General features: G+C 72.1%; 27 protein-coding genes and 5 tRNA genes. 15 read left to right on the top strand and 17 right to left on the bottom strand.

The window, feature by feature from the left end; all coding sequences use genetic code 11:
* Window positions 1-392 precede the first annotated feature (392 nt).
* Together ABT122_RS14635 and hrpA are read right to left on the bottom strand one after the other, a co-directional pair.
* Window positions 393-467 (bottom strand) — tRNA-Asp (locus ABT122_RS14635).
* Window positions 468-562: 95 nt separating this feature from the next.
* A complete protein-coding gene (gene hrpA / locus ABT122_RS14630) occupies window positions 563-4,510 on the bottom strand; it encodes an ATP-dependent RNA helicase HrpA (protein ID WP_351550648.1) in 3,948 nt (1,315 codons plus the stop codon).
* Window positions 4,511-4,661: 151 nt separating this feature from the next.
* Between hrpA and ABT122_RS14625 the strand changes: the two genes are divergently transcribed.
* The 3 genes from ABT122_RS14625 (at window position 4,662) to ABT122_RS14615 (ending at window position 7,013) form a co-directional block, all read left to right on the top strand.
* Window positions 4,662-5,036, top strand: coding sequence for a hypothetical protein (locus ABT122_RS14625; RefSeq protein ID WP_351550645.1), 375 nt, complete (start codon window positions 4,662-4,664; stop codon window positions 5,034-5,036).
* Between the two features lie 283 nt (window positions 5,037-5,319).
* Window positions 5,320-6,153 carry a DsbA family protein gene (locus ABT122_RS14620; protein ID WP_351550643.1) on the top strand — a complete coding sequence of 278 codons (834 nt, stop codon included), beginning with the start codon at window positions 5,320-5,322 and terminating at the stop codon, window positions 6,151-6,153.
* Window positions 6,150-7,013, top strand: a complete 864-nt coding sequence (locus ABT122_RS14615) for a cytochrome c biogenesis CcdA family protein (protein WP_351550641.1) — start codon at window positions 6,150-6,152, stop codon at window positions 7,011-7,013. Before ABT122_RS14620 ends, ABT122_RS14615 begins: the two co-directional genes overlap by 4 nt.
* A 9-nt stretch (window positions 7,014-7,022) precedes the next feature.
* On the opposite strand, the gene ABT122_RS14610 is transcribed toward ABT122_RS14615, so the two are convergent.
* The 5 genes from ABT122_RS14610 to ABT122_RS14590 form a co-directional block, all read right to left on the bottom strand.
* Window positions 7,023-7,700: a histone deacetylase gene (locus ABT122_RS14610; protein WP_502976143.1), complete on the bottom strand. Its 678-nt coding sequence runs from the start codon at window positions 7,698-7,700 to the stop codon at window positions 7,023-7,025.
* 185 nt (window positions 7,701-7,885) lie between these two features.
* Window positions 7,886-7,959, bottom strand: a tRNA-Phe gene (locus tag ABT122_RS14605).
* A gap of 22 nt (window positions 7,960-7,981) precedes the next feature.
* A tRNA-Asp gene (locus ABT122_RS14600) sits at window positions 7,982-8,056 on the bottom strand.
* 38 nt (window positions 8,057-8,094) lie between these two features.
* Window positions 8,095-8,167 (bottom strand) — tRNA-Glu (locus ABT122_RS14595).
* Window positions 8,168-8,247: 80 nt separating this feature from the next.
* The gene (locus ABT122_RS14590; protein ID WP_351550638.1) at window positions 8,248-9,882 is read right to left on the bottom strand and encodes a metallophosphoesterase family protein; all 1,635 of its coding nucleotides are present in this window, start codon (window positions 9,880-9,882) and stop codon (window positions 8,248-8,250) included.
* 196 nt (window positions 9,883-10,078) lie between these two features.
* Here ABT122_RS14590 and ABT122_RS14585 point away from each other — a divergent pair, with 196 nt between their 5' ends.
* From ABT122_RS14585 to ABT122_RS14560, 6 genes are all read left to right on the top strand, one after another.
* Window positions 10,079-10,429: a metallopeptidase family protein gene (locus ABT122_RS14585; protein WP_351550634.1), complete on the top strand. Its 351-nt coding sequence runs from the start codon at window positions 10,079-10,081 to the stop codon at window positions 10,427-10,429.
* Window positions 10,426-10,920 carry a fluoride efflux transporter FluC gene (locus tag ABT122_RS14580; protein ID WP_351550631.1) on the top strand — a complete coding sequence of 165 codons (495 nt, stop codon included), beginning with the start codon at window positions 10,426-10,428 and terminating at the stop codon, window positions 10,918-10,920. Before ABT122_RS14585 ends, ABT122_RS14580 begins: the two co-directional genes overlap by 4 nt.
* Complete coding sequence (locus ABT122_RS14575) at window positions 10,917-11,270, top strand: fluoride efflux transporter FluC (protein WP_351550628.1); 354 nt, start codon at window positions 10,917-10,919, stop codon at window positions 11,268-11,270. The genes ABT122_RS14580 and ABT122_RS14575 overlap by 4 nt, the downstream gene beginning before the upstream one ends.
* Window positions 11,271-11,384: 114 nt before the next feature.
* Window positions 11,385-11,996 (top strand): hypothetical protein, encoded by a 612-nt coding sequence (locus ABT122_RS14570; RefSeq protein ID WP_351550625.1) that lies wholly within the window; start codon window positions 11,385-11,387, stop codon window positions 11,994-11,996.
* Between the two features lie 215 nt (window positions 11,997-12,211).
* On the top strand, window positions 12,212-14,500 hold the full coding sequence (locus ABT122_RS14565; protein WP_351550622.1) for a DEAD/DEAH box helicase: 2,289 nt from the start codon (window positions 12,212-12,214) through the stop codon (window positions 14,498-14,500).
* A gap of 225 nt (window positions 14,501-14,725) precedes the next feature.
* A tRNA-Lys gene (locus ABT122_RS14560) sits at window positions 14,726-14,798 on the top strand.
* Between the two features lie 353 nt (window positions 14,799-15,151).
* Here the strand turns inward: ABT122_RS14560 and ABT122_RS14555 are convergent.
* Window positions 15,152-15,583 carry a 4a-hydroxytetrahydrobiopterin dehydratase gene (locus ABT122_RS14555; RefSeq protein WP_351550619.1) on the bottom strand — a complete coding sequence of 144 codons (432 nt, stop codon included), beginning with the start codon at window positions 15,581-15,583 and terminating at the stop codon, window positions 15,152-15,154.
* A gap of 16 nt (window positions 15,584-15,599) precedes the next feature.
* Window positions 15,600-16,862 (bottom strand): helix-turn-helix domain-containing protein, encoded by a 1,263-nt coding sequence (locus ABT122_RS14550; RefSeq protein ID WP_351550616.1) that lies wholly within the window; start codon window positions 16,860-16,862, stop codon window positions 15,600-15,602.
* 377 nt (window positions 16,863-17,239) lie between these two features.
* Here ABT122_RS14550 and ABT122_RS14545 point away from each other — a divergent pair, with 377 nt between their 5' ends.
* The 4 genes from ABT122_RS14545 to ABT122_RS14530 all read left to right on the top strand — a co-directional run bounded on the left by ABT122_RS14545 (window position 17,240) and on the right by ABT122_RS14530 (window position 19,929).
* Window positions 17,240-17,431 (top strand): hypothetical protein, encoded by a 192-nt coding sequence (locus tag ABT122_RS14545; protein WP_351550614.1) that lies wholly within the window; start codon window positions 17,240-17,242, stop codon window positions 17,429-17,431.
* 115 nt (window positions 17,432-17,546) lie between these two features.
* Entirely contained in the window at window positions 17,547-17,837 is a 291-nt protein-coding gene (gene tgmA, locus ABT122_RS14540; protein ID WP_351550611.1) for a putative ATP-grasp-modified RiPP, read from the top strand.
* Window positions 17,837-18,841: an MvdC/MvdD family ATP grasp protein gene (locus tag ABT122_RS14535; RefSeq protein ID WP_351550608.1), complete on the top strand. Its 1,005-nt coding sequence runs from the start codon at window positions 17,837-17,839 to the stop codon at window positions 18,839-18,841. Before tgmA ends, ABT122_RS14535 begins: the two co-directional genes overlap by 1 nt.
* Window positions 18,838-19,929: a methyltransferase domain-containing protein gene (locus ABT122_RS14530; RefSeq protein WP_351550605.1), complete on the top strand. Its 1,092-nt coding sequence runs from the start codon at window positions 18,838-18,840 to the stop codon at window positions 19,927-19,929. Before ABT122_RS14535 ends, ABT122_RS14530 begins: the two co-directional genes overlap by 4 nt.
* Before the next feature lie 63 nt (window positions 19,930-19,992).
* Here the strand turns inward: ABT122_RS14530 and ABT122_RS14525 are convergent, their stop codons facing one another.
* From ABT122_RS14525 to ABT122_RS14500, 6 genes are all read right to left on the bottom strand, one after another.
* Window positions 19,993-20,604, bottom strand: coding sequence for a DUF4352 domain-containing protein (locus ABT122_RS14525; protein ID WP_351550602.1), 612 nt, complete (start codon window positions 20,602-20,604; stop codon window positions 19,993-19,995).
* Between the two features lie 489 nt (window positions 20,605-21,093).
* Window positions 21,094-21,330, bottom strand: coding sequence for a hypothetical protein (locus tag ABT122_RS14520; RefSeq protein WP_351550600.1), 237 nt, complete (start codon window positions 21,328-21,330; stop codon window positions 21,094-21,096).
* A 44-nt stretch (window positions 21,331-21,374) separates the two neighbouring features.
* Window positions 21,375-21,572 carry a hypothetical protein gene (locus ABT122_RS14515; protein WP_351550597.1) on the bottom strand — a complete coding sequence of 66 codons (198 nt, stop codon included), beginning with the start codon at window positions 21,570-21,572 and terminating at the stop codon, window positions 21,375-21,377.
* Complete coding sequence (locus ABT122_RS14510; protein ID WP_351550594.1) at window positions 21,569-21,856, bottom strand: hypothetical protein; 288 nt, start codon at window positions 21,854-21,856, stop codon at window positions 21,569-21,571. Before ABT122_RS14510 ends, ABT122_RS14515 begins: the two co-directional genes overlap by 4 nt.
* Window positions 21,856-22,374 (bottom strand): hypothetical protein, encoded by a 519-nt coding sequence (locus ABT122_RS14505; protein WP_351550592.1) that lies wholly within the window; start codon window positions 22,372-22,374, stop codon window positions 21,856-21,858. The genes ABT122_RS14510 and ABT122_RS14505 overlap by 1 nt, the downstream gene beginning before the upstream one ends.
* A gap of 100 nt (window positions 22,375-22,474) precedes the next feature.
* On the bottom strand, window positions 22,475-23,656 hold the full coding sequence (locus ABT122_RS14500; RefSeq protein WP_351550590.1) for a helix-turn-helix domain-containing protein: 1,182 nt from the start codon (window positions 23,654-23,656) through the stop codon (window positions 22,475-22,477).
* 122 nt (window positions 23,657-23,778) lie between these two features.
* Here ABT122_RS14500 and ABT122_RS14495 point away from each other — a divergent pair, with 122 nt between their 5' ends.
* Window positions 23,779-24,351, top strand: coding sequence for a flavoprotein (locus ABT122_RS14495; protein ID WP_351550587.1), 573 nt, complete (start codon window positions 23,779-23,781; stop codon window positions 24,349-24,351).
* A 199-nt stretch (window positions 24,352-24,550) separates the two neighbouring features.
* Here ABT122_RS14495 and ABT122_RS14490 read toward each other — a convergent pair whose 3' ends face one another.
* Both ABT122_RS14490 and ABT122_RS14485 read right to left on the bottom strand, forming a co-directional pair.
* Window positions 24,551-24,877, bottom strand: coding sequence for a 4a-hydroxytetrahydrobiopterin dehydratase (locus tag ABT122_RS14490; RefSeq protein WP_351550584.1), 327 nt, complete (start codon window positions 24,875-24,877; stop codon window positions 24,551-24,553).
* Between the two features lie 205 nt (window positions 24,878-25,082).
* Complete coding sequence (locus tag ABT122_RS14485; RefSeq protein ID WP_351550581.1) at window positions 25,083-25,772, bottom strand: HNH endonuclease family protein; 690 nt, start codon at window positions 25,770-25,772, stop codon at window positions 25,083-25,085.
* 220 nt (window positions 25,773-25,992) lie between these two features.
* On the opposite strand from ABT122_RS14485, the gene ABT122_RS14480 reads away from it, so the two are divergent.
* Window positions 25,993-26,220 carry a hypothetical protein gene (locus ABT122_RS14480; protein WP_351550578.1) on the top strand — a complete coding sequence of 76 codons (228 nt, stop codon included), beginning with the start codon at window positions 25,993-25,995 and terminating at the stop codon, window positions 26,218-26,220.
* Window positions 26,221-26,348: the final 128 nt, after the last annotated feature.

Below are 26,348 nucleotides of genomic sequence, written 5' to 3'. Positions count from 1 at the left end.
GGCTCCGCCGCGTGGCACGGCCCCGGGGTGTGCGGCGAGGGCCGGTGCGGTGATCGGGTGCGGGCTCTCGGCCGCGGTCCTGACGGGATGTGCTGTGTCGATCTGCGGCTCCGCCGCGTGGCACGGCCCCGGGGTGTGCGGCGAGGGCCGGTGCGGTGATCGGGTGCGGGCTCTCGGCCGCGGTCCTGACGGGATGTGCTGTGCTGATCTGCGGCTCCGCCGCGTGGCACGGCCCCGGGGTGTGCGGCGAGGGCCGGTGCGGTGATCGGGTGGGGGCCCTCAACCGCGGTCCTGACGGGATGTGCTGTGTCGATCTGCGGCTCCGCCGCGTGGCACGGCCTCCGGGCGCACGACGAGGGCCCGCACCTTCATCAGGTGCGGGCCCTCAACTGCGGTCCTGACGGGATTTGAACCCGCGGCCTCCACCTTGACAGGGTGGCGAGCACTCCAAACTGCTCCACAGGACCAGGTTTCGCGGCCCGTATTTCCTCGCTGGGCTGCGAAACGAGACTCTACAGCAGCGGTGGCCCGGCGGTCGAACTCGCTCTGGGTGACGGGGCCGTCACGGCGCCAGCGCGTCGATCGCCTTCACGATCCGCTTGTCCGAGACCGGGTACGCCGTGCCGAGCGCGTGCGCGAAGTAGCTCACCCGCAGCTCCTCGATCATCCAGCGGACATCGAGCACATCCTGCGGCACGGGCCGCCCGCGCGGCATCTGCTCCAGCAGCCAGGCGTACTCGTCCTGCATCTCGTGGACCTTCTCCATGCGCGAGGTGTCGCGCTGGACCGAGGTCGGCATCTGCTGGAGCCTGCGGTCCGCCGCCACCAGATAGCGCATCAGGTCCGGCAGCCTGCGCAGCCCGGTCCGGGTGACGAAGCCGGCCGGCATCAGGGCCGTCAGCTGCTCCCGAACGTCCCGGACGTTGCTGAGCAGGGTCGGGCTCTTCGTCGCCTTCAGCCGGCGCTCACAGGCCTGCCAGGCCGCCAGGATCTGCTGGACCTGGCCCACCGTGCGGACCGTGGTGTCGACGAGGTCGGCGCGGACCGAGTCGTACAGCTTGCGGTACGACTCCTCGTCCCACGCGGGCCCGCCGCGGTCGGCGAGCAGCTTGTCCGCGGCGGCGGACGCGCAGTCCTCGAACAGGGCCTGGACGGAGCCGTGCGGATTGCCGGAGAGCGCCAGCTTCTGCTGGTTGGTGAGCTTGTCCGAGGCGAATTTGGCCGGGTTCACCGGGATGTTGAGCAGAATCAGCTTCCGGGTGCCCCGCCACATCGCCTGCTGCTGCTCGGCCTCGGTGTCGAAGAGGCGCACGGAGACGCTCTCGCCGCTGTCGACGAGCGCCGGGTACGCCTTGACCGGCTGCCCGGCCCGCCGGGTCTCGAAGACCCTGCTCAGCGTCCCGATGGTCCAGTCCGTGAGCCCGGTGCGCTCGATCGACTCGCCCGTCGGCCCCGCGGTCGCCGCGGCGGCCCGGGAGAGGGCCTGGCGGGCCTTGGGGCGCAGCTGGTGCTGGAGCGCCTCCAGGTCCTTCTCCTCGGCGAGCGCGCGCCGCCGCTCGTCGACGATCCGGAAAGTGATCTTCAGATGGTCGGGCACCTTCGACAGATCGAAGTCGTCCGGCGAGACCGGCACCCCCACCATCCGCTGGAGCTCGCGCGCCAGCGTCACCGGCAGCGGCTCCTGGAGCGGAACGGCCCGCTCCAGGAATGCGGACGCGAAGTTCGGCGCGGGCACGTAATGCCGGCGGATCGGCTTCGGCAGCGAGCGGATCAGCTCCACCACCATCTCGTCCCGCAGCCCCGGGATCTGCCAGTCGAATCCCTCGGCCGTGACCTGATTGAGCACCTGGAGCGGGATGTGGACGGTCACCCCGTCCGCGTCCGTACCTGGCTCGAATTGATAGGTCACCCGGAACTTCAGCGGCCCCTGCCGCCACGAGTCCGGGTAGTCGTCCTTGGTGACGGCACCCGCTTTCTCGTTGATGAGCATTTCGCGCTCGAAGTCGAGAAGCTCGGGCTCCTCCCGCTGTCTCTGCTTCCACCAGGAGTCGAAATGGGCACCCGATACGACGTCCTCGGGCACCCGCTGGTCGTAGAAGTCGAAGAGGGTCTCGTCGTCCACCAGGATGTCGCGGCGCCTGGCCCGGTTCTCCAGCTCCTCCACCTCGGTGAGGAGCCGGCGGTTCGCGGCGAAGAATTTGTGGTGGGTGCGCCAGTCACCCTCGACCAGTGCGTTGCGGATGAAAAGATCCCGGGAGGTCTCGGCGTCGATCCGCCCGTAGTTCACCTTGCGCTGGGCGACGATCGGCACCCCGTACAGCGTGACCTTCTCGTAGGCCATCACCGCCGCCTGGTCCTTCTCCCAGTGCGGCTCGCTGTAGGTGCGCTTCAGCAGGTGCTGGGCGAGGGGTTCGACCCACTCCGGCTCGATCTTCGCGTTGACCCGGGCCCACAGCCGTGAGGTCTCCACCAGTTCGGCGGACATCACCAGCCGGGGCGGCTTCCGGAAGAGCGCCGAACCGGGGAAGACCGCGAATTTCGCGCCGCGCGCGCCCAGGTATTCGTTCTTGGCGTCGGCGTCCTTCAGACCGATGTGGGAGAGGAGTCCGGACAGCAGCGAGATGTGGACACTGGTCTCCGGGCCGTCCTCCTCGTTGATGTGGATGCCCATGGTCTTGGCGACCTGGCGGATCTGCGCGTAGATGTCCTGCCATTCGCGGATGCGCAGGAAGTTCAGATACTCCTGTTTGCACATCCGGCGGAAGCTGGAGGAGCCGCGCTCCTTCTGCTGTTCGCGGATGTAGCGCCAGAGATTGAGGAAGGAGAGGAAGTCGGAGGTCTCGTCCTTGAACCGGGCGTGCTGCTGATCGGCCTGGGTCTGCTTCTCGGCGGGCCGTTCGCGCGGGTCCTGGATGGAGAGCGCGGCGGCGATCACCATGACCTCGCGGACACAGCCGTTCCGGTCGGCCTCGATGACCATCCGGGCCAGCCGGGGGTCGACCGGCAGCTGGGAGAGCTTCCGGCCGAGCGGGGTCAGCTTCTTCCGGGGATCTCGCTCCGCCGGATCGAAGGCCCCCAGCTCCTGGAGCAACTGCACGCCGTCGCGGATGTTGCGGTGGTCGGGCGGGTCGATGAAGGGGAACTTCTCGATGTCGCCCAGCCCGGCGGCCGTCATCTGGAGGATGACCGAGGCGAGATTGGTCCGCAGGATCTCGGCGTCGGTGAACTCGGGGCGGGCGTCGAAGTCGTCCTCGGAGTACAGCCGGATGCAGATGCCGTCGGAGGTGCGGCCGCAGCGGCCCTTGCGCTGATTGGCGCTGGCCTGGCTGATCCGCTCGATCGGCAGCCGCTGGACCTTGGTGCGATGGCTGTAGCGGGAGATCCGCGCGGTGCCGGGGTCGATGACGTACTTGATGCCCGGGACGGTCAGCGAGGTCTCGGCCACATTGGTGGCCAGCACGATCCGGCGGCCGGAGTGCGCCTGGAAGACCCGGTGCTGCTCGGCGTGGGAGAGCCGCGCGTACAGCGGCAGCACCTCGGTGCCATGGCCCTGGCCATGGGCCCCGGCACGGGACTGGAGCTTCTTGTTCAGCGCGTCCGCCGTGTCGCGGATCTCGCGCTCGCCGGAGAGGAAGACCAGGATGTCGCCCCGGCTCTCGCGCCGCAGCTCGTCCACCGCGTCGCAGATCGCGGTGATCTGGTCGCGGTCGCTCTCCTCGCTCTCCTCCTCCAGGAGGGGGCGGTAGCGCACCTCGACCGGATAGGTGCGACCGCTGACCTCGACGATCGGGGCGTCGCCGAAGTGGCGGGAGAAGCGCTCGGGATCGATCGTCGCCGAGGTGATGACGACCTTGAGGTCGGGGCGCTTGGGCAGCAGCTGGGCGAGATAGCCCAGCAGGAAGTCGATGTTGAGCGAGCGCTCATGGGCCTCGTCGATGATGATCGTGTCGTAGGCGCGCAGCTCGCGGTCCGTCTGGATCTCGGCGAGCAGGATGCCGTCCGTCATCAGCTTCACGAACGTGTCGCCGCCCACCTGGTCGGTGAAGCGGACCTTCCAGCCGACGGCCTCGCCGAGCGGGGTGTCCAGCTCATGGGCGACGCGCTCGGCGACCGTGCGGGCCGCGATGCGCCTCGGCTGCGTATGGCCGATCATGCCGCGCACGCCCCGGCCCAGCTCCATGCAGATCTTCGGGATCTGGGTCGTCTTCCCCGACCCGGTCTCGCCCGCGACGATCACGACCTGGTGGTCGCGTATCGCGGAGAGGATCTCGTCCCGTTTCTGGCTGACGGGCAGCTCTTCGGGATAGCTGATCGCGGGGACCCGTTCGGCGCGTCGGGCCACCCGGGCGGCGGATTTCTCCGCCTCGGCCGCGATCTCGTCCAGCACGGCCTGCCGCGCCTCGGGCTTACGGATGCGGCGGGCGCCTTCGAGACGGCGGCCCAGCCGGTGGGCGTCGCGCAGCGACACTCCGGCCAGCAGCGTCTGAAGGTCGGCAAAGGAAGTAGACATACGGCTCCCAGGATCGCACCCCCGTCAAAGCACTGGCGAACGCATTTCCTCCGCAAGCTGGTGCAGTATGGAACAGATCATTCAGCCGCCCTCGGTTCCGCCGTCCGTTCCGGGGCGGCCGAGCCCGGCCCGGGAAGGAGACAGCGCGTCCATGCGGTACCGCGGTGACTCCCCGAGCCGGCTCCCGGTCTCGGTGGCCGTGCTGCTCGCGCTGGTCTGCGCGCTGCTGGTGGCGCTCTGCCCGCCCTCGTACGCGGACGGCCGGGACCCGGCGGGCGCGGACCCGGTCGCGGTGGCGCAGAGCCAGACACCGGGGTGCGGCAAGGGCGCGCCCGAGGACGACCGGGGCGCCCATCCCTCGCCCCCGCCGCGCGGCGGGCCCTCGTACGAGCCGGCGCCCGTCCCGTACGACACCCATGGCACGCCCGGCCCGGTGGGGACGGCGGCGCCCGGGGTGGCTCCGCACCGCGGCCCGCCGCCGCTCGATCCGCCCACTCCGGTGGGTCTGTCGATCCTGCGCGTCTAGGCCCGGCCCCGGCCTCTGCCGCCGCATGCCCGCCCTGCCGCCCCGCCGCGCCTCCGCCCCGGGCCGCTGTCCGGCGTCCGTTTCCGTCCCCGTCCCGTTCCGCCCCGCGCTGTTCCGGCGGGCGGGTGACAGCCGCGCGGCCGGGCCCGGCCGCCCTTCGCGCGGTCGCGCCGGCGCCGGGCCCCGCTCCCCTCACAGGCCCTCACAGGCCCTCACAGTCTTCCCGGACCTTCCCGGACCTGCCCAGACCTGCTCAGACCTCCCTCAGGAGTCCCGAACTCTCATGTCCGCCACCCCGCGCAAGCCCTCTCCGAAGCCCTCTCCGAAGTCCGCTTCGAAGTCCGCCTCGAAGCCCTATGTCACCCCCGCCCAGGCCCGCCGGACCGCCCTCAAGCCGGTGGTCATCTCCGTCGCCGTCCTCGCCGGTGCCCTCCTCCTCGGCCTCGCCTCCTACAGCGCCACCCGGCCCGACGACGGCCCGTCCGCCCACTCCTCGGCCGTCGCCGAGGTCTCCGCCGACCCGCAGGACGACGCCTACGCCGAACTGGCGAAGCTCGCCCGCCGCGACGACGGCGACCCGCTCGCCGTGGGCCGCGCGGACGCCCCCGTCGTCATGGTCGAGTACGCCGACTTCAAGTGCGGCTTCTGCGGGAAGTTCGCCCGGGACACCGAGCCCGAGCTGATCGAGAAGTATGTCGACAGCGGTGTGCTGCGCATCGAGTGGCGGAACTTCCCGATCTTCGGCGAGGAGTCGGAGAACGCCGCCCGGGGCGCCTGGGCCGCCGGGCAGCAGGGCAGGTTCTGGCAGTTCCACTCCGCCGCGTACGCCGCCGGGGCGAAGGAGAAGGGCTTCGGCAAGGACCGGGTGAAGGAACTGGCCGAGCGGGCCGGTGTCCCCGACGCGGACCGCTTCGCCCGTGACCTGGACAGCGACGAGGCGAAGGCGTCCGTCAAGAGGGACCAGGACGAGGCGTACGGACTGGGGGCGACCTCCACGCCGTCCTTCCTCGTCAACGGCCGCCCGATCGCCGGCGCCCAGCCCATGGAGGCCTTCACCCAGGCCATCGAGACCGCCCGGAAGACGGCTCCCCGGGCTTCCCAAGAGGCGGGCCGATGACGGACATCGGCTATCTGGCCGCGTTCCTCGGCGGGCTGCTCGCCCTGGTCAGCCCGTGCAGCGCCCTGCTGCTGCCCGCCTTCTTCGCGTACTCGCTCGACTCGGCCGGCCGGCTGCTGCTCCGTACCGGGATCTTCTACGCGGGTCTGGCGACCACCCTGGTCCCGCTCGGGGTCGCCGGCTCCTACGCCGGGCGGTTCTTCCACGGCAACCGTGATCTGCTGGTCGCGGTCGGCGGCTGGACGATCATCGCGCTCGGGGTGGCGCAGCTCCTCGGCCTGGGCTTCGCCTCCCGCCGGATGGCGGAGCTGTCCGGCCGCATCCGCCCGACCACGGCCGCCCCCGTCTACGCCCTCGGTCTGGTCTACGGGCTCGCGGGCTTCTGCGCGGGCCCGATCCTCGGCAGCGTCCTGACGGTGTCGGCGGTCAGCGGCAGCCCGGTCTACGGCGGGCTGCTCCTGGCGGTGTACGCCCTGGGCATGGCCGTGCCGCTCTTCGCGCTCGCCCTGCTCTGGGACCGCTTCGACCTGGGCCGCCGCCGCTGGCTGCGGGGCCGGCCGCTCACCCTGGGGCGGCTGCGGCTGCACACCACCTCGCTCCTCTCGGGCGTGTTCTTCATCGTCCTCGGCACGGTCTTCCTCGTCTTCGACGGCACGACGGCCCTGCCCGGCCTGCTCTCGGTGGACGACTCCTTCGCGGCCGAGCAGTGGGCGGGCTCGGTGGGCGAGGCGGTCCCGGACTGGGCGCTGCTGGTCGGTGTGGTGGCCGTGGTGGCGCTGGTACCGGCGGTGCGGGGCCTGCGGCACCGGGGCGCACGCACCGAGGTGGCGCCGCACCGGACGCCGGAGGAGGACGTCTGACCCTCCCGGTCAGGACCCGTCCTCCAGGAGCCGGGCGATCTCCCCGGGCGACCAGTGGCCGGCGGCTCCCGGGGCCCGCGACAGATACCGGGCGACGGCCGGGGCCCGCCAGGCCCCGGCCGAGAGCAGCCCGGAGGCGAGCCACCGCAGATAGCCACCGGCCGGAGCCACCCACTCCACGTCGTCCCGGCCCCAGGGCGCGGTGAAGGTCAGCACGGGCAGGCCGGCCAGGAAGCCGGGGCAGACCAGCGTCTCGTACCGCCCGGGCCCGAGGGAGTCCCGGCCGCCGGTGACCGCCGGCCCGAGGTCCAGATCCGTCCCCGGGGCGCGGTACATCTCCTGGGCGGCGATGTCGGAGAACTGCCCGGCGGTGACGAGATGGGCCCGCGCCCAGACCCGGCCGCCGCCCCCGGGGTCGTAGAACGCCCGGCCACCGGTCCAGACGGGTGACTCGGTCGCGAAGTACAGCGCCCCGGGCAGCTCGACCGGTACGGACCGCACCGGATCGGCGCGGTCCCGGCACCCGGGGTGGGTCCTGGCCGACCCCGGCGGCCTGCCGCCGGCGAGGTAGTACCGCAGCCGTTCCGTATCCGTGTTGGACCCGTAGGACGCGTACCAGACCCGGCCGCCGGGGCGGGGGGCCTGGCCGGGCGGTGGGGAGGGGGTGAGCTGATGGACGGTTCGCACGGGGTCACCCCGAGGTGGTGTGGGCCGGCGCTCTCGGGTCCGGTCCGTTTGTCGGCCCGGTCCGGTTCCGATGTGGTCCGGTCCGGGTGTCGGTCCGGTCCGGTTCCGACGGTCCCAGCCGTGGCCCGGAACGACAACAGCTCCACCGATTCCTCGGTGGAGCTGTCTGCCCGAAAGGGCTGCGGTGGCTGGGGCCGGGGTCGAACCGGCGACCTTCCGCTTTTCAGGCGGACGCTCGTACCAACTGAGCTACCCAGCCACGCGGCTCTGACGAGCCGCAGCGGTCCTGACGGGATTTGAACCCGCGGCCTCCACCTTGACAGGGTGGCGAGCACTCCAAACTGCTCCACAGGACCAAGCTATGTGCGAGCACAAGTCTCGCACATGTGTTGCGTGCCCCCAACGGGATTCGAACCCGTGCTACCGCCTTGAAAGGGCGGCGTCCTGGGCCACTAGACGATGAGGGCTAAGGGCCCGCCTGGGCGCTTCGCAGCGCGTCGGGGACGTGAGAAGCATATGGGATGGCGGGAGGTATCGCCAAAACGCTTTACGGACGGCCCGGGGAGGCCCCCGCCGAGCGCTGCGCCGACGGCCCGGGCCCCGGCCCACCGGGTCCGTGCTCCCGCCCCCCGGGTCCGTGCTCGCGCCCGTCGGTGGTGGCCTCCGCCGGGAGATGGCGGGCCACCTCGGCCGTCGTCAGCCCGAGGCCCCCCAGGGTGATCTCGTCCCACGCCTGGAGCCGCCGGGTCTCCCGGTCCAGATAGAGCACCGAGGCCCGCACCTTCTCCGGCTTGTCGTTCTGGAGCGCCCGCAGACCGCCGCCGCCCGTCGAGCCCTCGACCTTCAGCCGGGTGCCGTGCTCCATGACCTCGTCGACCCGCCGGTGGAGATGGCCGGCCAGCACCAGCGGAACCGTCCCGTCGGTCTCCCGGGCGGCGACCGGGTTGTGGACCACCGCGATGTCGGCCGGGGTCCCGGCCCGGGTCTCGTCGCGCAGGGCGGAGGCGAACCGGATGCCCATCATCCGCTCGGCCGGGTCGCCCTCGGCCCGCACCGAGCGGTCGGGGGTGTACTGCGGATCTCCGTGACCCGCGATCCGCAGCCCGGCGACGGTGACCGCCTCGCCGCCGTCCAGCACATGAGAGTTCCTCAGCCGCTTCAGATACGCCTGGGTGGCCCGGGAGTCGTGATTGCCGCGCACCCACACATAGGGCGCGCCCAGGTCGGCGACCGGGTCGAGGAAGCGGTTCTCGGCGGGGTAGCCGTGGTCCATGGTGTCGCCGGAGTCGATGATCACGTCGATGCCGTACTGCTCCACCAGCGAGCCGATGACATGCCAGGACGCCGGGTTGAGATGGATGTCCGAGACATGGAGCACCCGCATGGTGAGCGGGTTGGGCTGGAACGTCGGCAGGCTGGAGGTGGCGTCGTACAGCTTGGTCACATTGGTGACCAGCCGCGCCAACTCCTTCTGGTAGACGTCGAAATCGGTCACGATCGACCGCGCGTCGCCGACGAGCGAGGGCGCCCCGGCGAGCAGCCCGGAGAACCGGGGCTCCAGTACGGACTTCGGGTTCCAGGTGACCAGGGCGCTCGCCCCGGAGGCGGCGAGCAGCGCCAGGGCGAGCCCTCCGGCGGCCAGTGCCCTGCGCGGGCGGCGGTAGACGGCGAGGCCGAGCGTAGTGGCCCCGAGCACCACGGCGGCACAGGAGCGCACGGCCAGTTCGGCGGTGCCGCCGGCGACATCGCGGGCGACCTCGTCGCCCAGTCCGGCGAGCCGTTCGGGGTGTTCGACCAGGGCCCGGGAGCGCACCGGGTCCAGTTGGTCGATGTCCACGTCGAGACGGACGGGAGCGGTGTGGGAGTCGAGTTCGAGCGCGCCCAGCGGAGAGACATTGATCTTCGTCCCGCCGGAGAGGTCCGGGCGCAGGGTCATATGGGTGTCCATGGGCCCGATGGATGTGTGCACGCTGCCCACGACCAGCAGCCCGAGCCAGGCCCCGGCCACCACGACGGCGACCAGACCGAGCGCCCGCGCCCAGGGGCGCGGGGCGTGCGCGGGGGTGCCGGGGAGGTGGTGGGGGTGCCGGGAGCGGTGGTGCCGCGGAAGCCGGGCCAGTGGGGCCCGCGGTGCCCGCTCCGGGGGCGGTGCCGGGTCCGGGGCCTCACGTGCGCGTCCCATGGGGCCCGTATGCCCATCGCGCTCGCGCGCCATGCGGCTCCGGGGCGCCGGCCGCGCGGCCCCCGCCCCGGAGCCGTACCGCCCCCGTACCCTTCCGTACCGCTTCCGCGCGGCCGGGCACGCGGTTGTCGTGCGGCGGGAAACCACCCGCCCGCCCGGGGCGACCGGAACGCGCCGCGTACGTGACAATGGCCGGGTGCTGGAGATGACGCGCGAGGAGTTCGAGGAACTGGTCGCCGAGTCGCTGGACCGGATTCCGCCGGAGCTGACACGGCTGATGGACAATGTCGCCGTCTTCGTCGAGGACGAGCCGCCGGCCGACGACCCCGAGCTGCTCGGTCTGTACGAGGGCACCCCGCTCACCGACCGGGGCGAGTGGTACGCGGGGGTGCTGCCGGACCGGATCACGATCTACCGGGGGCCGACGCTGCGGATGTGCGAGACCCGCGAGAAGGTGGTCGAGGAGACGGAGATCACCGTGGTCCACGAGATCGCCCACCACTTCGGGATCGACGACGAGCGCCTGCACGCGCTCGGGTACGGGTGAGCCGGGAGGGCTCCGAGGCCCCCGTCGACCCGGATGTGGATCTCCGGGTCCCCGCCCAGCGGACGGAGGCCCTGGCGGGCCGCCTCCCGCCGGTGCTCGCGGCGATCGCGCTGGGCGGCGCGGCCGGGGCCCTCGCGCGGTACGCGATCTCCCGGGCCTGGCCCGCCGATGGCGGCTTCCCCTTCGCCACTCTCGGGATCAACACCCTCGGTTCCGCGCTGATCGGCGTCCTGATGGTGCTGGTGGCCGAGGGCGGCCGGAGCGCGCACCCGCTGGCGCGGCCGTTCGCCGGAGTGGGGCTGCTCGGCGGGTTCACCACCTTCTCGGCGTACGCCCTGGACTTCCGCGATCTGGTGGAGCGCGGCGAACTGTGGCTCGCGCCGCTGTACGCGGGCGGGACGGTCGTGCTCTGCGCGGTCGCCGTCTGGGCCGCGGCCTCCTCGACCCGGGCGGTCACCGCCCGCGCCAGGGCCGCTGGGGACCCCCGGTGACCTGGTTCCTGGTGGCGCTGGGCGCGGCCGTCGGCGCTCCCCTGCGCTATCTGACCGACCGGGCCGTGCAGCGCCGCCATGGCTCGCTGTTCCCCTGGGGGACACTCTGCGTCAACGCGGCCGGGAGCCTGCTGCTGGGCGTGCTCGCCGGGGCCGCGGTCTCCTCGTCCGCGTACGCCCTGCTCGGTACGGGACTCTCCGGCGCGCTCACCACGTACTCGGCCTTCTCCTACGAGACGCTCCGGCTGGCCGAGACCGGTCACCGGGGGCTCGCCGCGGCGAATGTCGCGGTGTCGGTGCTGGTGGGGGTCGGGGCGCTCTGGCTGGGGGTCGTGCTCGCCCGGGGATAGCGCCGGTCCGGGTCGTGTACTTGTCAGGCAACGGGGCGTGTCCCTCGCGGGGCGCCGGGAGTTGGGCAGGGCAGCCGTCCCTGTCCCCTGCGCCGACCTCCCGGAGGTGCCCTCGTGCGCCATGTGTCCGCCCCTGGCCGTATCGCTGTCGCATTCGCCGCCTCGCTGGCGTTCGCGGCCTCGGCCGGCTGTATGAGCGTGAGCGACGACAAGAGCGGCGAGCCCGCACCCACCGCGTCCGGAGGCCGGCGCGGCACGGTGGCCGATCCGGACGGCGGGCACACCGGCCCCAGCGGCGGGCACGCGGGCGGCCGGCACGCCACGGGCGCGGAGGCCGGCCGGTCCGGCGAGCGGAAGAGCGGCGGGACCGGCTCCGGGCCGGGCTCCGGCTCCGGTTCCCCGGCGAGCGGTGCCGGCCGGCCGGCAGCGGACGCGGCGACCCCGGAACCGACCTCCGGGACGAAGCGCCCCAAGCCGCCCGCGGCCACGCCCGAGCCGACCAGGGACGCGCCCTCGCCCTCCGCCCAGCCGTCCTCCCCACCGGCGGAGGAGCCGAGTCCGGAGCCGCCGCAGGAGAGCCCCCCGCCGCAGTCGGACACCCCGACCGAGCCGCCGTCGGCCTCCTCCGCGCCGGAGGTCCACGCGGGGGCGCTGCGGACGGCCGAGGCGGATGGCGGGGGGATGCGGGGGGAGCCGCTGGCGTCCCCGCAGCTGGGTCCGGTGTAGGGGGTGTGCCGGGGGTCACTCGGACGGGGTTTGCCTTGGGTGGGGGAGAGTGCGTATGGTGGTAGATCGTTTGATCCCATTGCCCGGCGCCGAAAAAGAAGCGCGCCGTGTGGCGCGTACTCTCCCTAGCCGTGGCTGACCGCATAGAGGCGGTCGAATTGCGAAATCACGGAGTTTGGGCGCGTGCCGAGACTCCGGAAGGTTTCGCATTTCGCATGTCCACTTTCAGTACTGATCACGCCGTCATGCCCGAGAACGACGAGGCCGTCGAGGCGGTCGTCGAGGCTCCCGAGGCTGTGGCCGAGCCCGTCCCCGCCGAGGCCGTCGCGGTCTCCGAGGCCCCCGAGGCCCCCGAAGCCGCTGAGACCACCGCTGACGACTCCGCCGCGGCCGACGACTCGGCCAACGGCTCCGCCGATGTCGACGCCGACGCCGACGCCGTTGTCGAGTCCGACGAGGATGCCGAGCCGACGGTCACCTTCGCCACTCTCGGTCTGCCCGACGGTGTGGTGCGCAAGCTCGCGCAGAACGGCGTGACCGCCCCCTTCCCGATCCAGGCCGCGACCATCCCGGACGCCCTGGCCGGCAAGGACATCCTCGGCCGCGGCCGCACCGGCTCCGGCAAGACCCTCTCCTTCGGCCTCCCGCTGCTGGCGACGCTCTCCGGCGGCCACACCGAGAAGAAGAAGCCGCGCGGTGTCATCCTCACCCCGACCCGTGAGCTGGCCATGCAGGTCGCGGACGCGCTCCAGCCGTACGGCGACGTCCTCGGCCTGAAGATGAAGGTCGTCTGCGGCGGTACGTCCATGGGCAACCAGATCTACGCGCTGGAGCGCGGTGTCGACATCCTCGTCGCCACCCCGGGCCGGCTGCGCGACATCATCAACCGCGGCGCCTGCTCCCTGGAGCAGGTCCAGGTCACGATCCTGGACGAGGCCGACCAGATGTCCGACCTGGGCTTCCTGCCCGAGGTCACCGAGCTGCTCGACCAGGTTCCGTCCGGCGGCCAGCGCATGCTGTTCTCCGCCACGATGGAGAACGAGATCAGCACGCTGGTCAAGCGCTACCTCTCGAACCCGGTCACGCACGAGGTCGACAGCGCCCAGGGCAATGTCACGACCATGACCCACCACGTCCTCGTCGTGAAGCCGAAGGACAAGGCGCCGGTCACGGCCGCGATCGCCGCCCGCAAGGGCCGCACGATCATCTTCGTCCGCACCCAGCTGGGCGCGGACCGCATCGCCGAGCAGCTCCGCGAGGCGGGCGTGAAGGCCGACGCGCTGCACGGCGGCATGACCCAGGGCGCGCGCACCCGGACGCTGGCCGACTTCAAGGACGGTTACGTCAACGCGCTCGTCGCCACCGACGTCGCCGCCCGCGGCATCCACGTCGACGGCATCGACCTGGTGCTCAATGTGGACCCGGCCGGGGACCACAAGGACTACCTGCACCGTTCGGGGCGTACCGCCCGCGCCGGCAAGTCCGGTGTGGTCGTCTCCCTGTCGCTGCCGCACCAGCGCCGCCAGATCTTCCGTCTGATGGAGGACGCGGGCGTCGACGCCTCGCGCCACATCGTCGGCGGAGCGGGCGCCTTCGACCCGGAGGTCGCCGAGATCACCGGTGCGCGGTCGCTCACCGAGGTCCAGGCCGACTCCGCGAACAACGCCGCCAAGCAGGCCGAGCGCGAGGTCGCCGACCTGACCAAGCAGCTGGAGCGGGTGCAGCGCCGCGCGACGGAGCTGCGCGAGGAGGCCGTACGCCTGGTGGCGCGCGCCGCCCGTGAGCGCGGCGAGGACCCGGAGGCGGCGGTCGCCGAGGCGGCCGAGGCCGCTGAGGCCGAGCTGGAGGCGACGGTGGCCGCTGCCGCCGCCGTGCCCGAGCAGGCGACCGAGCGCCGTGACGACCGGGGGAACTTCGACCGCCGCGGCGGTGGCCGTTCGTTCGACCGCCGCGACGAGCGTCCGTCCTCCGGCGGCTTCCGCCGGGACGACCGCCCCTCGGGTGGTTTCCGCCGTGACGACCGTCGCGACGACCGCCGTGACGACCGGGGCGGCCGTTCCTTCGACCGCCGTGACGACCGTCCGTCGGGTGGTTTCCGTCGTGACGACCGTCGTGACGAGCGCCCCGCGTCCGGTGGTTTCCGCCGGGACGACCGTCCGTCGGGTGGTTTCCGCCGTGACGACCGTCGTGACGAGCGCCCCGCGTCCGGTGGTTTCCGCCGGGACGACCGTCCGTCGGGTGGTTTCCGCCGCGACGACCGCCGTGACGAGCGTCCGTCCTCCGGCGGCTTCCGCCGCGACGACCGCCCCTCCGGCGGCCACCGCGGCAGTGACCGCCCGTTCAACCGCGACCGCCGCGACGACCGCCCCTCCAGCGGTTACCGCGCCGGCTCCGCCGACCGCCCGTACGCCCGCCGTGACGACCACCGCGGCGGCAGCACCGGCACGAACACCGGCTCCTTCGGCCGCCGTGACGACAAGCCCCGCTGGAAGCGCAACGGCTGATTGACCCCTGCGGGGCCCGTATCCCGACCGGGATACGGGCCCCGCGCCTTTTCCCTCCCGCCACCATCACCGGCAACACGCCTCCCCCGGAGGCCCGTTGCTGTGGTCGCTTCGTCCCGCTGTGCGCCGACCTGACAGCACCGGCACCCCACTTCGCCGCTCCGTGATCGGGTACCCGATCGGCGCAGGGGGCGGAGGAAGCTATGGTCGGGGATGAATCGGCGAGGGCCGTTAGCTCAATTGGCAGAGCAGCGGACTTTTAATCCGTTGGTTGTGGGTTCGAGTCCCACACGGCCTACCGAGAGCGGGGCCGGGTGCAAGCCCGTGACCTGCGAAGAAGTGCCCCATCCGGCTTTGGCCGGGTGGGGCACTTCGGCGTTGGAGGGCTCGTGCGTGAGCGGACGGGCTCGTACGCGCGTCCCGGCGGGGACGGGGGACAGCTCCGTATGGCCTGCGAGCGGTCAGATCTCCCACCGCCTTGGTTTCCCGAAGCCCCGCTATGGCCTGCCACGGTGGCCGTCCCGCTCCTGCGCCGGCCCGCAGAGGGCTTTGCCGGGAGGTCACGGGACAGCCAGGGCCTTCGGCGGTTCACGCGCTCCCGTGTCCGGTCAGAGCGGGTGCGCCTACCCCTGCGCCGGCCCGCCCGCCGGATCAGCGAGCACCTGCGGGCCGACTGCCCGACCGCAGCAGCGCACCCGCAGGCAGACCATGCGCGTCAGCGGCTCCCGCCCCGGACCGACGGTGCCAGGACGCGGTGAACCCGCCCGTCCAGCCGTCCGCCGGGCGGGCTCCGTGCTCGCCGGCCAGTGCGGTGACGCGGGTCGCCATGGCGGTGTCGAGGGCGGTGATCGCGTCCCCGGCGTCGTGGGTGCTGAGGGCGAAGCCGATCGTCCCGTGGAGGATGGTGATCTCGGCGTGGTGATGGGCCTCGTCCTCGGCGGCGGCGACGGCGGTGTAGAGAGCGGGGACGGCGGCGCGGTCGGCTTCGAAGGTCGCGGTGAGTTTCCCGTCCCGGACGCTCCAGCCGGGGAGATCGGCGAGGCTCCGGGAGAGTTCGGTGTCCGACAGGGGGACGGCAGCCATGGGGCCGCTCCTTTGCTCAAGGGTTTCCATCGGCGAGTGGCTTGAGGGCCTGGACGAGGCGCCCGCCGATGGGATCGTTCCGCCAGCGGCTCATGCTCTCGCGGAGGGTGTCCAGTTCCTTGCGGTGGCGGGCGGAGCGTGTCTGGGCGGCGATCCCGGCCGATTCGGCGGCCAGGGTGACGGCGTGCTCGGGCTCTCCGGTGGCGGCGTACGCGGCGGCCTGGCGGGCGAGATAGACGCCGGTGTCGCGGCGGGCGGCCGGGGGCATGTCGGCGTTGATCCGGTCCCAGATGCACAGGGCCTCCTCGTGCAGCCCCATCCGTCCGTAGCAGGTGGCGCGCTGGACCTCGAAGAAGTACGCGTTGTGGTGGACCCCGCCCCAGGGCACAGCCGGATCTGCTGCGTCGACTACCGCCGACGCCTCGTCCAGGAGCCGGTCCACGGCGGTCCGTTCGCCGAGCAGCGAGTGGCCGTGCGCCTGCTGGTGCATGAGATTGACCCGGATGCGGGGGGAGAGCCGGTGTCGCTCGCTCAGCCCTTGTCCGCAGAGATCTACGGCGGCCCGGCCGTCGCCCAGGTCGGACCGGAGGCGGGCCATGTTGGAGAGGATGTACGCGGTCAGATCGGCGTTCCCTAGCATTTGGGCGTCCATCTGGGCGATGCCGTGCCAGTACGCGGTGGAGTCCCACAGTCCGGCGTCCTGGTGGAGCCATCCGGCCAGCGCGGCGTAGGTGACCCCCACCTGGATCAGCTCTTCCCGTACGGTGCCGCCGGCGGCCCGGGTGAGGTCGCTGATCAGCCGGTACTGCTCGGTGACGGTTCCGATGAGGTCGCGGGGGCCGAGCATCATGTCGGCGGCGTAGTGGCCGCCGAGCTGCTGGTAGAAGTAGCCGACCAGGGCCGGGTCGATGTCCCGGGGCCTGAGGTCGGCGGGGCTCACCATGCCGAGCGCTGCCACCGAACCGGCGGCCAGGAAGCTGCGGCGTTCCATGGAAGATCCCTCCTCCGCGTGGCGCAGACGGGTGGGGTGTCCCGGCGGGGGAGTGAAGCCGAGGTGTTCGGGGCCGAGGCCGAAGGCCGCGCGCAGGGCGGCGGCGGTGTCGGGCCGGGGCCAGCCGGGTCGGTCGGACTCCCAGCGCCGGTAGGTGCGCACGCTGACGGTGAAGTACGGGTCGCCGAGCGCGAGCCGGCCCGCCGTGCTGATCTCCTCGGCCGCCTTCTCCTGGGACAGCCACCCACGGTCGAGCCGTGCCGCCCGCAGCCTGTCGTTGGTCCTCACCGTGTCCCCTTGCGCTCGGCCTCTCCAACGTAGCGCCCAACTGATCGACTCATACCCGGCGTTACGGGTGTTCGGTGCGTCTGTTCGAAGTGGCCGCTCAATGGCCGCTCTGTGGCCCGTCGGGCTTCCTGGTCGCCTGGTGGGATGGGGCGGTTACCTGGAGTGGTCAGCCACCCGCCACCCAGGGAAGAGGTGAAGCCGGTGTCCCGACCCCCCTGCGCGGACGCCGCACACGAGAGCCCCCGGGCGTCTGGGCCCCGTACCGACGACCGGGTACGGCCCTCCGAGGCCGTGCGGGCGTGTCGCAGCCGCCACGGTGACCCCACCCGCTGGACAGCCGAGGAGCGGACGGTGGTCCTCTCCCTGGGCGGCGCGCGATGAGCGGCAGGCACGCCGCCGACCGCCCCTCGCGTCCCGGTCTCGCCACCCTGCTGCTCGGCGTCATCGGTGTCGTACCGCCCTTCCTCGTTCTCAGCCCGCAGGTGATGGACCCGGCTTCGCCCATGAAGCCCATGCCGGTCGTCACCGCCGACACCGAGCCGGACTCCGAGCCGTCCGCCACTTCCTGAGACTGCCCCCGGCAGGGACAACCCCACCTGTTGGACCTCTGTCCGGGGCGCACACCCCCTGGCCCACGGCCCGGGGAGCCGCCCGAGCACCTCTACGACGAAAGGAAAATCCTGCATGTCGCTCCTGCTGGAACGCGTCCCGTCCCTGTCCCACGAGATCACCGCTGAGCCGGCCGGACCCGCCGGGACGAGGCCGTTCGGTCTGGACAGCCTGACCGACCCGGTTCCGGTCACCGGCCACCGTCCGGTGCTGACCGTGGACCCGGTCACCCAGCTCTCCCTGGTCGACGGCCTCCCGGCCGGCACCCACCCGACCATGAGCAAGACGTCGTGCAACACCGAGTCGGACGGCAAGGACGCCATCGCCGTCGACACGGACCAGAACGACGACGAGTACGACGACTGATGACGTTCCGCGCCGGTCAGGGCACGCGCGGCGGCCTCCCGCCGCGCGTGCTCGTCGTCACCCACGCCCTGGACCCCACCGCGGATTTCGTCCTGCGGGAGCTGAACGAGCGGCGGGTCCCGTTCTGGCGGACCGACCTCGCCGACTTCCCCACCCGCACCACTCTCCGTACGGAGCTGGGGGCTCACGGCCGGTGGACCGGTACCCTGCGCGATGACGCCCGGGGCATCGACTTATCCGAGCTGCGGGCGGTGTGGTGGCGCAAGCCCACCGTTCACGAGCTGCCGGAGTCGATGAGCGGTCCGGAGCGCCGCTTCGCGATCGGGCAGGCCAAGCGGGCGGTTACTGTCCTCGGCTCGCTGCCAGGGGCGCTGTGGGTGAACCGACCTCAGGCGAACGTCGACTGCACCAAGCCCGTCCACTTGGCCGCCGCCGTCGCCAGCGGGCTCCAAGTGCCCGAGACCCTGATCACCAACGATCCGAACGCCGTGCCGCCGTTCGCCCGGCGCTGCGGCGGGCGGATCGTGACCAAGGTGCTGGGCGGGATCGTCCACACCGAGGGCGGCACCCGGGGCCAGCTCTACACCCGCCGTGTCCCCGAAGAGCAGTGGCGCGACCCCCGGATCGCACTGACCGCGCACCTTTTTCAGCGGGAGATCACCGACCGGGCGTACGAGGTCCGCGTCGCGGTCGTCGCCGGACGGCTGTTCGCCGCCGCGATCCACGCTCCGGCCGGGCACACCGGCCCGGACTGGCGCCAGGACTCCGACGCCTTCACCCACACTGCCATTGACCTGCCCGCCTCGATCGCGGACGCGGTACGCGAGATGATGCGCCGCCTCGGCCTGGTCTTCGCCGCCCTCGACTTCATCGTGGACGGCCAGGGCGCGCATTACCTGGTCGACGTCAACGCGGGAGGCCAGTGGGCCTGGATCGAACCCACCCGCGAATCGATCACCCACGCCATCGCCGATCTTCTCCAGAAAGGCTCCACCCGCCGATGACCAGCGCTTTCACGGATCAGGCCGCCACCGAGGCCCGCCGTACCCTCGCCCAGACCCTCGCAGACGCGGGCGACCTCACCGACCCGCAATGGCGCCGGGCCTTTGAAGACGTCCCCCGGCACGTCTTCGTCCCGTACTTCTACGCACCCTCCGGGGACCGAGTCTCCGGCGACGAACGATGGTTCACCGCCGTCCACGAGGACCGCAGCCTCGTCACCCACCGCACGGACGGGGCCGCGACCTCGTCCAGCTCGCAGCCCTCCCTCATGGCCACCATGCTCGAAGCCCTCGCCGTCCAGGACGGGATGAGCGTGCTGGAGATCGGCGCCGGCACCGGCTACAACGCCGCCCTTCTCGCCCACCGCCTCGGCGACGATCACCTCACCACCGTCGACATCGCCGAGGACATCACCGGCCCCGCCCGCGAACGCCTGGCCGCCGCCGGGTACCACCCGACCGTGATCACCGGCGACGGCTCCCTCGGCGCCCCCGACCGTGCCCCCTACGACCGCATCATCGTCACCTGCGGCCTGTCCTCTGTCCCCCCGGCTCTGCTCCAGCAGCTCACGGACGACGGCTTCCTCCTCGCCCCCCTCGGCAACGCCCTCGCCCGCATCCACCCCACGGGCCCGGGCACGGCCACGGGTCGCTTCCTCCCCCACGGCGCTTTCTTCATGCCCCTGCGCCACACCCTGACCGACGGCGTCCCGACCCGCCGACCGCCGTTGCCCACCGGCCCTGGCCGCCCGTCCACCCTCCTCGCCGAGGCCATCGCCGACAACCACTTCCGCTTTCTCGCCGGCGTCGCCGTCCCCGGCCTCACCTGGCAGTACGACCTGGGCGAGAACGGTGAGATCACGGGAGCCCGGGTCTGGCACCCTGACGGCTCGATTGCCCAACTTCACCCCGACACCACGGCCGCCGAGACTGGCTCCCGTCCCCTCTGGACCGCCCTTGAAGACGCCCACCGGACCTACCTGATCGCCGACTGCCCGGGGCCCGATCGTTATGGCATCACCATCAGACCCGGCGAACAGTGCGTCTGGCTCGATAACTCCGACGGGCCAACGTGGGCCTTGACCAAGTGACGATCGTGCAGGCCGTGACGTTGAGGAGGGCGCCGCCGTAACTGCTGCGGCTACTTCGGCTTGCTACTTCGCGGGAACGGTCCACTCCAGCGGTATCTCAACGGAGGCTGGTGCGTACACGATCGTCGCGGGCCGGTCTTTCGCAGGCACTGCGAATACGACCTTCCCCTTTACGCACTTGCCTGCGGTCAGCTTTGTTTCCACCGCGTACTCCGGCTTGGGGAAGTCGTCGTAAGTGGTACTCGACGGCTCGATTCGGCTGCCGTCTTCATAGGACAGCGTCCAGTTCATCGTGGTGGCGTAGAAGGACCCCTTCACGCTGCACGACTTCAGTTCGACGGCAGCCCACTCGTAGCCAGTGGTGCCTGCGTCCTCGTCTGCGCTCACGATCGATTTGACACCTTGGGTATATCCGAGGACGGCTTCGGAGCCCTCGACTGCCTCGTCAGCGATGGTCCCTTCGTACTCCCATGCTTGCCCGATGCTTCGGGTCGGTTCTGCTATGGGATCCTCGGTCGGTTCTTCAGTGGGCTCCGGCTCGGGCGCTGAGGTTGCGGCCTTTGCTGGCGTGCTGGCAGCGGCGGCAGGCTTGTCGGGATCGGAAGCGGAACCGCATCCGGTGACAAGAGTGAGGAGAAGCACAGCGGGGACCGTGGCCCTGGTATATCTGGTCATCCCGCTATGGTGTCGGGCTTGGTGGCCACCTGCGGGTGGTGTTTCCGGACCGTGATCGGTTCTTCCTCGGTGGTGTCAGCAGGGGTTGCTGCATGCGTGAGCGGATGCGCCAGCACAGGGCACTCGGAGCTGGATCGGATGGCATCGGTGGCCCTACTGACTGGGCTAATGGGGCCGGGCACTGAACGGAAAACCCCGATCAGTACAAGATCGCCAGGTCTTTTACTCCGTTGGCTGTGGGTTCGAGTCCACACGGCCTACCGATCAACCCCGGGTCAGACTCCGTCTGGCCCGGGGTTGCGCTCTTTGGGGTCGCCCGCAGGACCTGGGCCGATGGCCTCTCCGCCCGCCGGGCCCTCGCGGTCAGCGGGTCGGCTGCTCAGCCCGTTCCGCACCCGGGGCTGGAGCGGTGTGCGGTGCGCCGCGTTCCCGCAGCCGCCGTTCGGGATGTCCGGGCAGCCCCGGCGGCCCGGCACGGGCGGGGGCCGATCACGCGTCCTCCATGTGTCCGCAGGACGAGCAGACGTGCAGCTCTCGCTGGAGCCACATCGTGCCGGCGCACCGGGGGCACCCCGAGGTGTGGATGCCCTGGGGGCCCATGAGCGGCGGGTCCGGTGTCGCCTCGGCGTAGGTGATGATCCGGGCCCGTGCGCGGTCGTCGTCGGTGCGGGCCATGCGGAGGAGGTGGGCCACCCTGTCGCGGGCTTCGTCGGCAAAGGAGGTCATCGCCCGGGCAGGCTATCGAGCGGCGGGCGCCTGAGGGCAGGGGTTCACTCGGTCGTGTGGCGGGTGTCGTCCGGGGCTGGTGCGGGGGTGGACCGGCGGTCGTCGGCGCGGAGGCGGTCCGCGACCTCCCATCCGTGGCCGAGCAGGGAGATCACGCAGATGGCGGCGACGACCCAGGCGCCGAAGTCGTCGGGCGGCCGGTGGGTGCGCGGACGGCCCGGGCGGCGGGGCGGACCGTTCACAACGGTCCCTCGGGTGGTGCGACCGGCACGGGGATCATGGCGCCGGTGCCGGTGTCCAGCCACCGCAGCCGCGCCGCCGGCCGGCGCAGTGCCTCGGCGAGGAGCAGGGCCGCGCCGGCGGGGATCAGGCCGATGTCGACGAACGCGCCGCCCTGGCGGGTGACGGTGGGCTCGATCGATCGCCACACCCGCTCGGGCACGTCGGCGCCGGCGAGGGCGTCCTGGAGGGCGCGGGCCGCGGTGTCGGCCGCCGCGCGGGCACCGCGATAGGTCTCCATGTCCATCAGGACGGCTCCCCGACCGCCGCGCGGCGGCGGAACTTCCGCACGGGAGGGGAGAGTCGCTCGTGGCCTTCCCGGAGCAGACCAGCGACATCGGCCGGGTCGCACAGGCGGCCGGGGTAGGCCATGGATACGCACCAGTGGATACCGGTGCCGGTGTCGTCGGTGCGGTCCGGGCGGGGGACGGTGAGCCAGGTACCGGTGCCGAGGCAGGTGGCGAGGCCGGAGGTCCACCGCTCGCTGGTGCGAGGTGGTACGAGGGCGTAGTACCAGCGGGTGTCGCAGATGACGGGTCCTGCGAGGGCCAAGTCCAGGCCGGCGCTGAGCGTGGCGTGGTCGGTGGCGCCGAGGGAGGCGTGGACGAGGTCCCCGGGCATGCGGACGGCGTCGAAGCGCCGGCCGGCGGGGAGCATCGCGACGGGGCCGACGCGCCAGTGCCCCCAGACGGCTTGTGGTGTGTCGAGGGATTCCGCGAGCCACTGGGCAATCGCGGTGTCGTTCTCTCCGTGCGGCGTCGTCATCGCCGGGTCTCCGTATCCGCTGTGATCAGATCCGGTTCCAGCCTGAGGGCTGAGGAAGAGCTGAACGCTTACAGAATTGTGAGCGCTGTGATCATCACGGTCAGAGGTTGATCCACCTGGCCATGTGCCCGAGGGTGTCCGGGGCACGGCGGCTGAGGTGCACCAGGCCGCTGATCGTTTCCCGGGTGCCCGGGTAGTGCCGGACCTGCTCGGGCGCCGCGCGGCGCGCGGCACCGAGGGATTTGAGGGAGGCGTTCAGGTGCCCGGTCTCCATCTCGGTTCTGGCGCGGTCCACCAGATACCGGGCACGCCGGCTGGTGAGGGTCGACGCGGGAAACCCGATGGCGCGGGCTTGGCCGAGCGCGTCGTCGTAGCGGCGCATGGCGACCGAGGCCCCGAATGCGTGAAGAGCGGTGTTCCTGTGTCCGAAGGACAGCCAGTGCACCTCGGGGGCCTCTCCGCCGATACGGTCCGCCAGGTCCCGGGCGGCAGCCAAGTGGAGGTCGACAGCGGTCCGGTCCTCCGCGCGTGCGGCGAGTGCGGATGCGCCGAGGTGGAGCTGTCCGGAGACGGCGAGGGCCTCGCGGGAACTCTCCCCGGCGAGGAGTTGCTGCCCAGCGGCGATGAGGCGCTGCCCGGTGCCGCGCCCGTCGCCTGTCTTGTGGAGGAGGCCGCGTTTGTACTGCCGGATCGCGGCCAGGCACGGATCTGACGCACGCTCTGCGGCCCACGCCATGCGGTCGAGAGCGATCCGCGCGAGATCAAGGTGTCCCAGCTTCAGGGCGATGTCGGACGCCGTGCGGTACGCGGAGGCCAGGGCCTGCCACACCGGTGTCGCCGGGGCGGTCCACGCTGTGTGGGTCAGCTCAGTGATCAGCGCGGGAAGGTCCTGGGACGCGCGCCGCAGGTGTGCGGCCCGGACCTGCCGGCACAGCCGGTCCGCCTCCCCGGCCAGTACGCCGGCCGGCCGGGCGGTGAGCGCGTCGATCGGCCCGAGGTCGTAGAGGTCGAGGGCCTCGCGGACGGAGGCGAGTGCGGCGCGGCGGTCGTGGTGGGTGTCGCTCGCCGAGAGCGGTCCTGTCAGGGTGCGGACGTCGATTCCGAGGGCGCGGGCGACAGCGGTGCGGAACGCGATGGTGGCGGCCCTTCTGCCGCATTCGACCTGGTTCAGGAGGCTGTACGAGTAGGGCATGCGATCGGCCAGCTGCCTCTGGGTGAGCCGGGCCAGCTTCCGCTGCGCCTTGATGCGCGCGCCGATGTCGTCGTCACGGGGAATGGACATGAGGGCCTCCAGTTCCTGACTCGCCATCGGGAACGGTACCGACGCCCAGGGGCGTTGGACGCGGTTTCGCCCCCCGATCCATCCGACTCGGGGGGGCGAACGCGTGTGGTCGGATGGTTCGCATGACGACGATCTATCTCTTCGGGAGCGCGGCGCCGCCGGTCTTCGAGGTCGGAACGGTGATCCGGGATCTTCAGTCGCGCGGGGCGGACGTGTGTCTCGGGCTGACGCCGACGGCGGCGGACTGGCTGCACGACGACCTGGAGCCCCTGGAGGAGCTGACCGGACACCCGGTGCGCTTCCAGTACAAACGCCCCGGGGAACCGGACGTGTGGCCCCGTGCGGACGTGGTCCTGTTCGCTCCGGTGACGGCGAACAGCCTCAACTCATGGGCCCTGTGCCTCACCACGGCCTTCGTCGTCGGTGTGGTCGCGGAGGGCATGGGCAAGGGCATCCCCACCGTGGCGGTGCCGTGCGTGAACTCCGCCTACGCGGCGCACCCGCAGATCGACCGCTCCGTGGAGACCCTCCGCGCGGCCGGAGTGACGGTGCTGTACGGGGAGGGCGGCTTCACACCGAATCAGCCGGGTACGCAGCGTGCCTATCCCTGGCGGACTGCCGTGGACGCGGCGCTCCGGGCCGCCGCACAGGTGATGGGCCAGCCGGCGCCCACCCACCCGTCCGACCGGTCGTGATCACCGGCGCTCCGCGACCTCGGCGCCCCTGACCGCACGACCCGCGGCGATCACGGCGGCGGGGGCGTCGGGGGAGGCATCGTCGCAACGCTCGGCGCCCCTCTCCTGGAAGGGAAAGACCTCCTCGCGCGGCACGACTCGCGCGAGGAAGCGCCCCACCCCTCCCCAGAGGTGAGGCACCCCCCCCGCCGCCCCCGGTTCACCCTCCGGCCGCCCGGGCGCCGTGTTCCTTCGCCAGGGTGGTGATCCGGGCCGCGAGCGCGGTGTCCAGGGCGGTGATCGCGTCTCCGGCGTCGTGGGTGTTGAGGCCGAAGGTGATCGTCGCGTACAGGATGTGGATGTCCGCGTGGTGGTTGCTCTCGTCCTCGGCCCCGGCCACCGCCGCGTACAGACCCGGCAGCGCTCCCCGGTCCGCCGTGAAGCCCGCGGTGAGCCTCCCCTCCCGCACGCTCCATCCGGGGAGCGCGGCGAGAGCCTGGTCGATCTCGGCTTCGGTGAGGGGGGTCGGGGTGGGGGTGGCCGGCATGGTGGGATCTCCTTCGGGTCGGGATCGGGCGGCGATCGGCTGAGGGGCTTCGGCGAGCCAGTGGCCGGCCGATGGGTGGTTCCTCCACCTGCTCATGCCCCGTCACGGCAGGTCCACTTCCCCCTACCGCACGGGGGAGGGGAGCGGGCCGGGCCGTGGACCGTACCGGACTCCGGAGCGCCGGCGGCGGGACAGCCCCGCGGCTCTACGGCGCGGGCTCGTAGGTGACCGTCGTGCCCGGGCACCCGGCGGCGAGCAGGAAGAGGCGGTCCTGTTCGGCCTCGTCCACCGTCAGGTTCCAGCGGAGTTTGGTCGCGGTCCACTCCGCGAGGTAGCGGCAGTGGGTGTTCTCGGCCGGGGGGAGCCACTGGGCCGGGTCCTGGTCGGACTTCTGGCGGTTGGTGCGGGCGGTGACCGCGATCAGGGAGGTGGCCGCGCCCTGGTCGTTGGCGTAGGCCTCGCGGCGGGCGGGGGTCCAGGCGGAGGCGCCGCTGTCCCAGGCCTCGGCGAGGGGGACCATGTGGTCGATGTCGAGCGCGCCGGCCGGGGTGACGGTCAGGCCGTCGTAGTACGAGAACCAGGAGCCGCCGGTCAGGGCGCAGCGGGCGCCGACCGAGGGGGGTTCGACGGCCTCGGCGATCAGGACCTCCGCGCGGGTGTTGCAGCCGTCGTCCGGGTCGAGGCCGGTGTTCCAGTGGCGGAAGGAGTCACGCTCGTACCCCGTGCGGTCCTCGGTGGTGACGGCGAGACGGCCCACCGCCACGCCGATGGCCGCGGTCTCGGGCGCGCGGGCCGCCGCAGGGGCGGAGCCGGCCGCCCGGGCGGGGGTCAGGAGGGTGAGGGGCAGAAGGGCGAATGCGGCGGCCGCGGTGGCACGCCTCCAGTTCTTGATCACGACACCGGAGATACGGGCAGATCACCCGGAAGTGGGCCAACGAACCGAACTGCTGCGCCATATGGGGGTGCGGGTTCACCCGTTTGTCCGCTTCTGTCTGCTGCTGGTGTTCGGCCGTCCACTCACCGGGTCAACGCGCCCTCCCCGGCCGGACGCGCTCCTTGTGGGTCATCCCCGGCCCGGGGCCGTGACCCGCGCCGCCCGCCGACGTTGACCCGGCATGACCAAGACACAGCGCATGCTCGCCGCCGCCGCCCTCGCCGCCGGTGCCTCCGTCCTCTCCGTCTCCGGTGCCTCCGCGGCGCCCGCGCCCCCGGCCGCCGGCCCCGTCGAGCAGGTCACCGGCGGCATCAACCAGCTCCACCAGCTGAACGCCCTGATGGAGGTGCCCGCCCAGCTCGCCACGCTGACCGACCCGGTCACCGGCCTGGTCGGCGCCGTTCAGTAGCCCCCGTATCCCCCGCCGGCTGGCCCCGGGCACGCGGAACCCCCAGAATTTCCCGCGAGTGCGCCGAGACCTGTCGAGAACCCGTCATCGGCTCCGACGTCCCCTGTGAGAGCCGCCCACAAGGGGCG

It is taken from the genome of Streptomyces sp. NPDC001985 (assembly GCF_040296845.1).
GTDB lineage: Bacteria > Actinomycetota > Actinomycetes > Streptomycetales > Streptomycetaceae > Streptomyces.
The sequence above is the reverse complement of the archived record's forward strand: the minus strand, read 5'-3'. Positions and strand labels throughout refer to the sequence as shown.

What these genes read in the sequence shown, in the direction of transcription:
- ABT122_RS14520 (WP_351550600.1), bottom strand. Translation starts at nt 21,330, where the DNA reads ATGACCTCCTTTGCCGACGAAGCCCGCGACAGGGTGGCCCACCTCCTC.
- ABT122_RS14555 (WP_351550619.1), bottom strand. Translation starts at nt 15,583, where the DNA reads ATGGCTGCCGTCCCCCTGTCGGACACCGAACTCTCCCGGAGCCTCGCC.
- ABT122_RS14625 (WP_351550645.1), top strand. Translation starts at nt 4,662, where the DNA reads ATGCGGTACCGCGGTGACTCCCCGAGCCGGCTCCCGGTCTCGGTGGCC.
- ABT122_RS14500 (WP_351550590.1), bottom strand. Translation starts at nt 23,656, where the DNA reads ATGTCCATTCCCCGTGACGACGACATCGGCGCGCGCATCAAGGCGCAG.
- ABT122_RS14615 (WP_351550641.1), top strand. Translation starts at nt 6,150, where the DNA reads ATGACGGACATCGGCTATCTGGCCGCGTTCCTCGGCGGGCTGCTCGCC.
- ABT122_RS14545 (WP_351550614.1), top strand. Translation starts at nt 17,240, where the DNA reads ATGAGCGGCAGGCACGCCGCCGACCGCCCCTCGCGTCCCGGTCTCGCC.
- ABT122_RS14535 (WP_351550608.1), top strand. Translation starts at nt 17,837, where the DNA reads ATGACGTTCCGCGCCGGTCAGGGCACGCGCGGCGGCCTCCCGCCGCGC.
- ABT122_RS14620 (WP_351550643.1), top strand. Translation starts at nt 5,320, where the DNA reads ATGTCCGCCACCCCGCGCAAGCCCTCTCCGAAGCCCTCTCCGAAGTCC.
- tgmA (WP_351550611.1), top strand. Translation starts at nt 17,547, where the DNA reads ATGTCGCTCCTGCTGGAACGCGTCCCGTCCCTGTCCCACGAGATCACC.
- ABT122_RS14565 (WP_351550622.1), top strand. Translation starts at nt 12,212, where the DNA reads ATGTCCACTTTCAGTACTGATCACGCCGTCATGCCCGAGAACGACGAG.
- ABT122_RS14510 (WP_351550594.1), bottom strand. Translation starts at nt 21,856, where the DNA reads ATGGACATGGAGACCTATCGCGGTGCCCGCGCGGCGGCCGACACCGCG.
- ABT122_RS14505 (WP_351550592.1), bottom strand. Translation starts at nt 22,374, where the DNA reads ATGACGACGCCGCACGGAGAGAACGACACCGCGATTGCCCAGTGGCTC.
- ABT122_RS14525 (WP_351550602.1), bottom strand. Translation starts at nt 20,604, where the DNA reads ATGACCAGATATACCAGGGCCACGGTCCCCGCTGTGCTTCTCCTCACT.
- hrpA (WP_351550648.1), bottom strand. Translation starts at nt 4,510, where the DNA reads ATGTCTACTTCCTTTGCCGACCTTCAGACGCTGCTGGCCGGAGTGTCG.
- ABT122_RS14495 (WP_351550587.1), top strand. Translation starts at nt 23,779, where the DNA reads ATGACGACGATCTATCTCTTCGGGAGCGCGGCGCCGCCGGTCTTCGAG.
- ABT122_RS14480 (WP_351550578.1), top strand. Translation starts at nt 25,993, where the DNA reads ATGACCAAGACACAGCGCATGCTCGCCGCCGCCGCCCTCGCCGCCGGT.
- ABT122_RS14490 (WP_351550584.1), bottom strand. Translation starts at nt 24,877, where the DNA reads ATGCCGGCCACCCCCACCCCGACCCCCCTCACCGAAGCCGAGATCGAC.
- ABT122_RS14590 (WP_351550638.1), bottom strand. Translation starts at nt 9,882, where the DNA reads ATGGGACGCGCACGTGAGGCCCCGGACCCGGCACCGCCCCCGGAGCGG.
- ABT122_RS14530 (WP_351550605.1), top strand. Translation starts at nt 18,838, where the DNA reads ATGACCAGCGCTTTCACGGATCAGGCCGCCACCGAGGCCCGCCGTACC.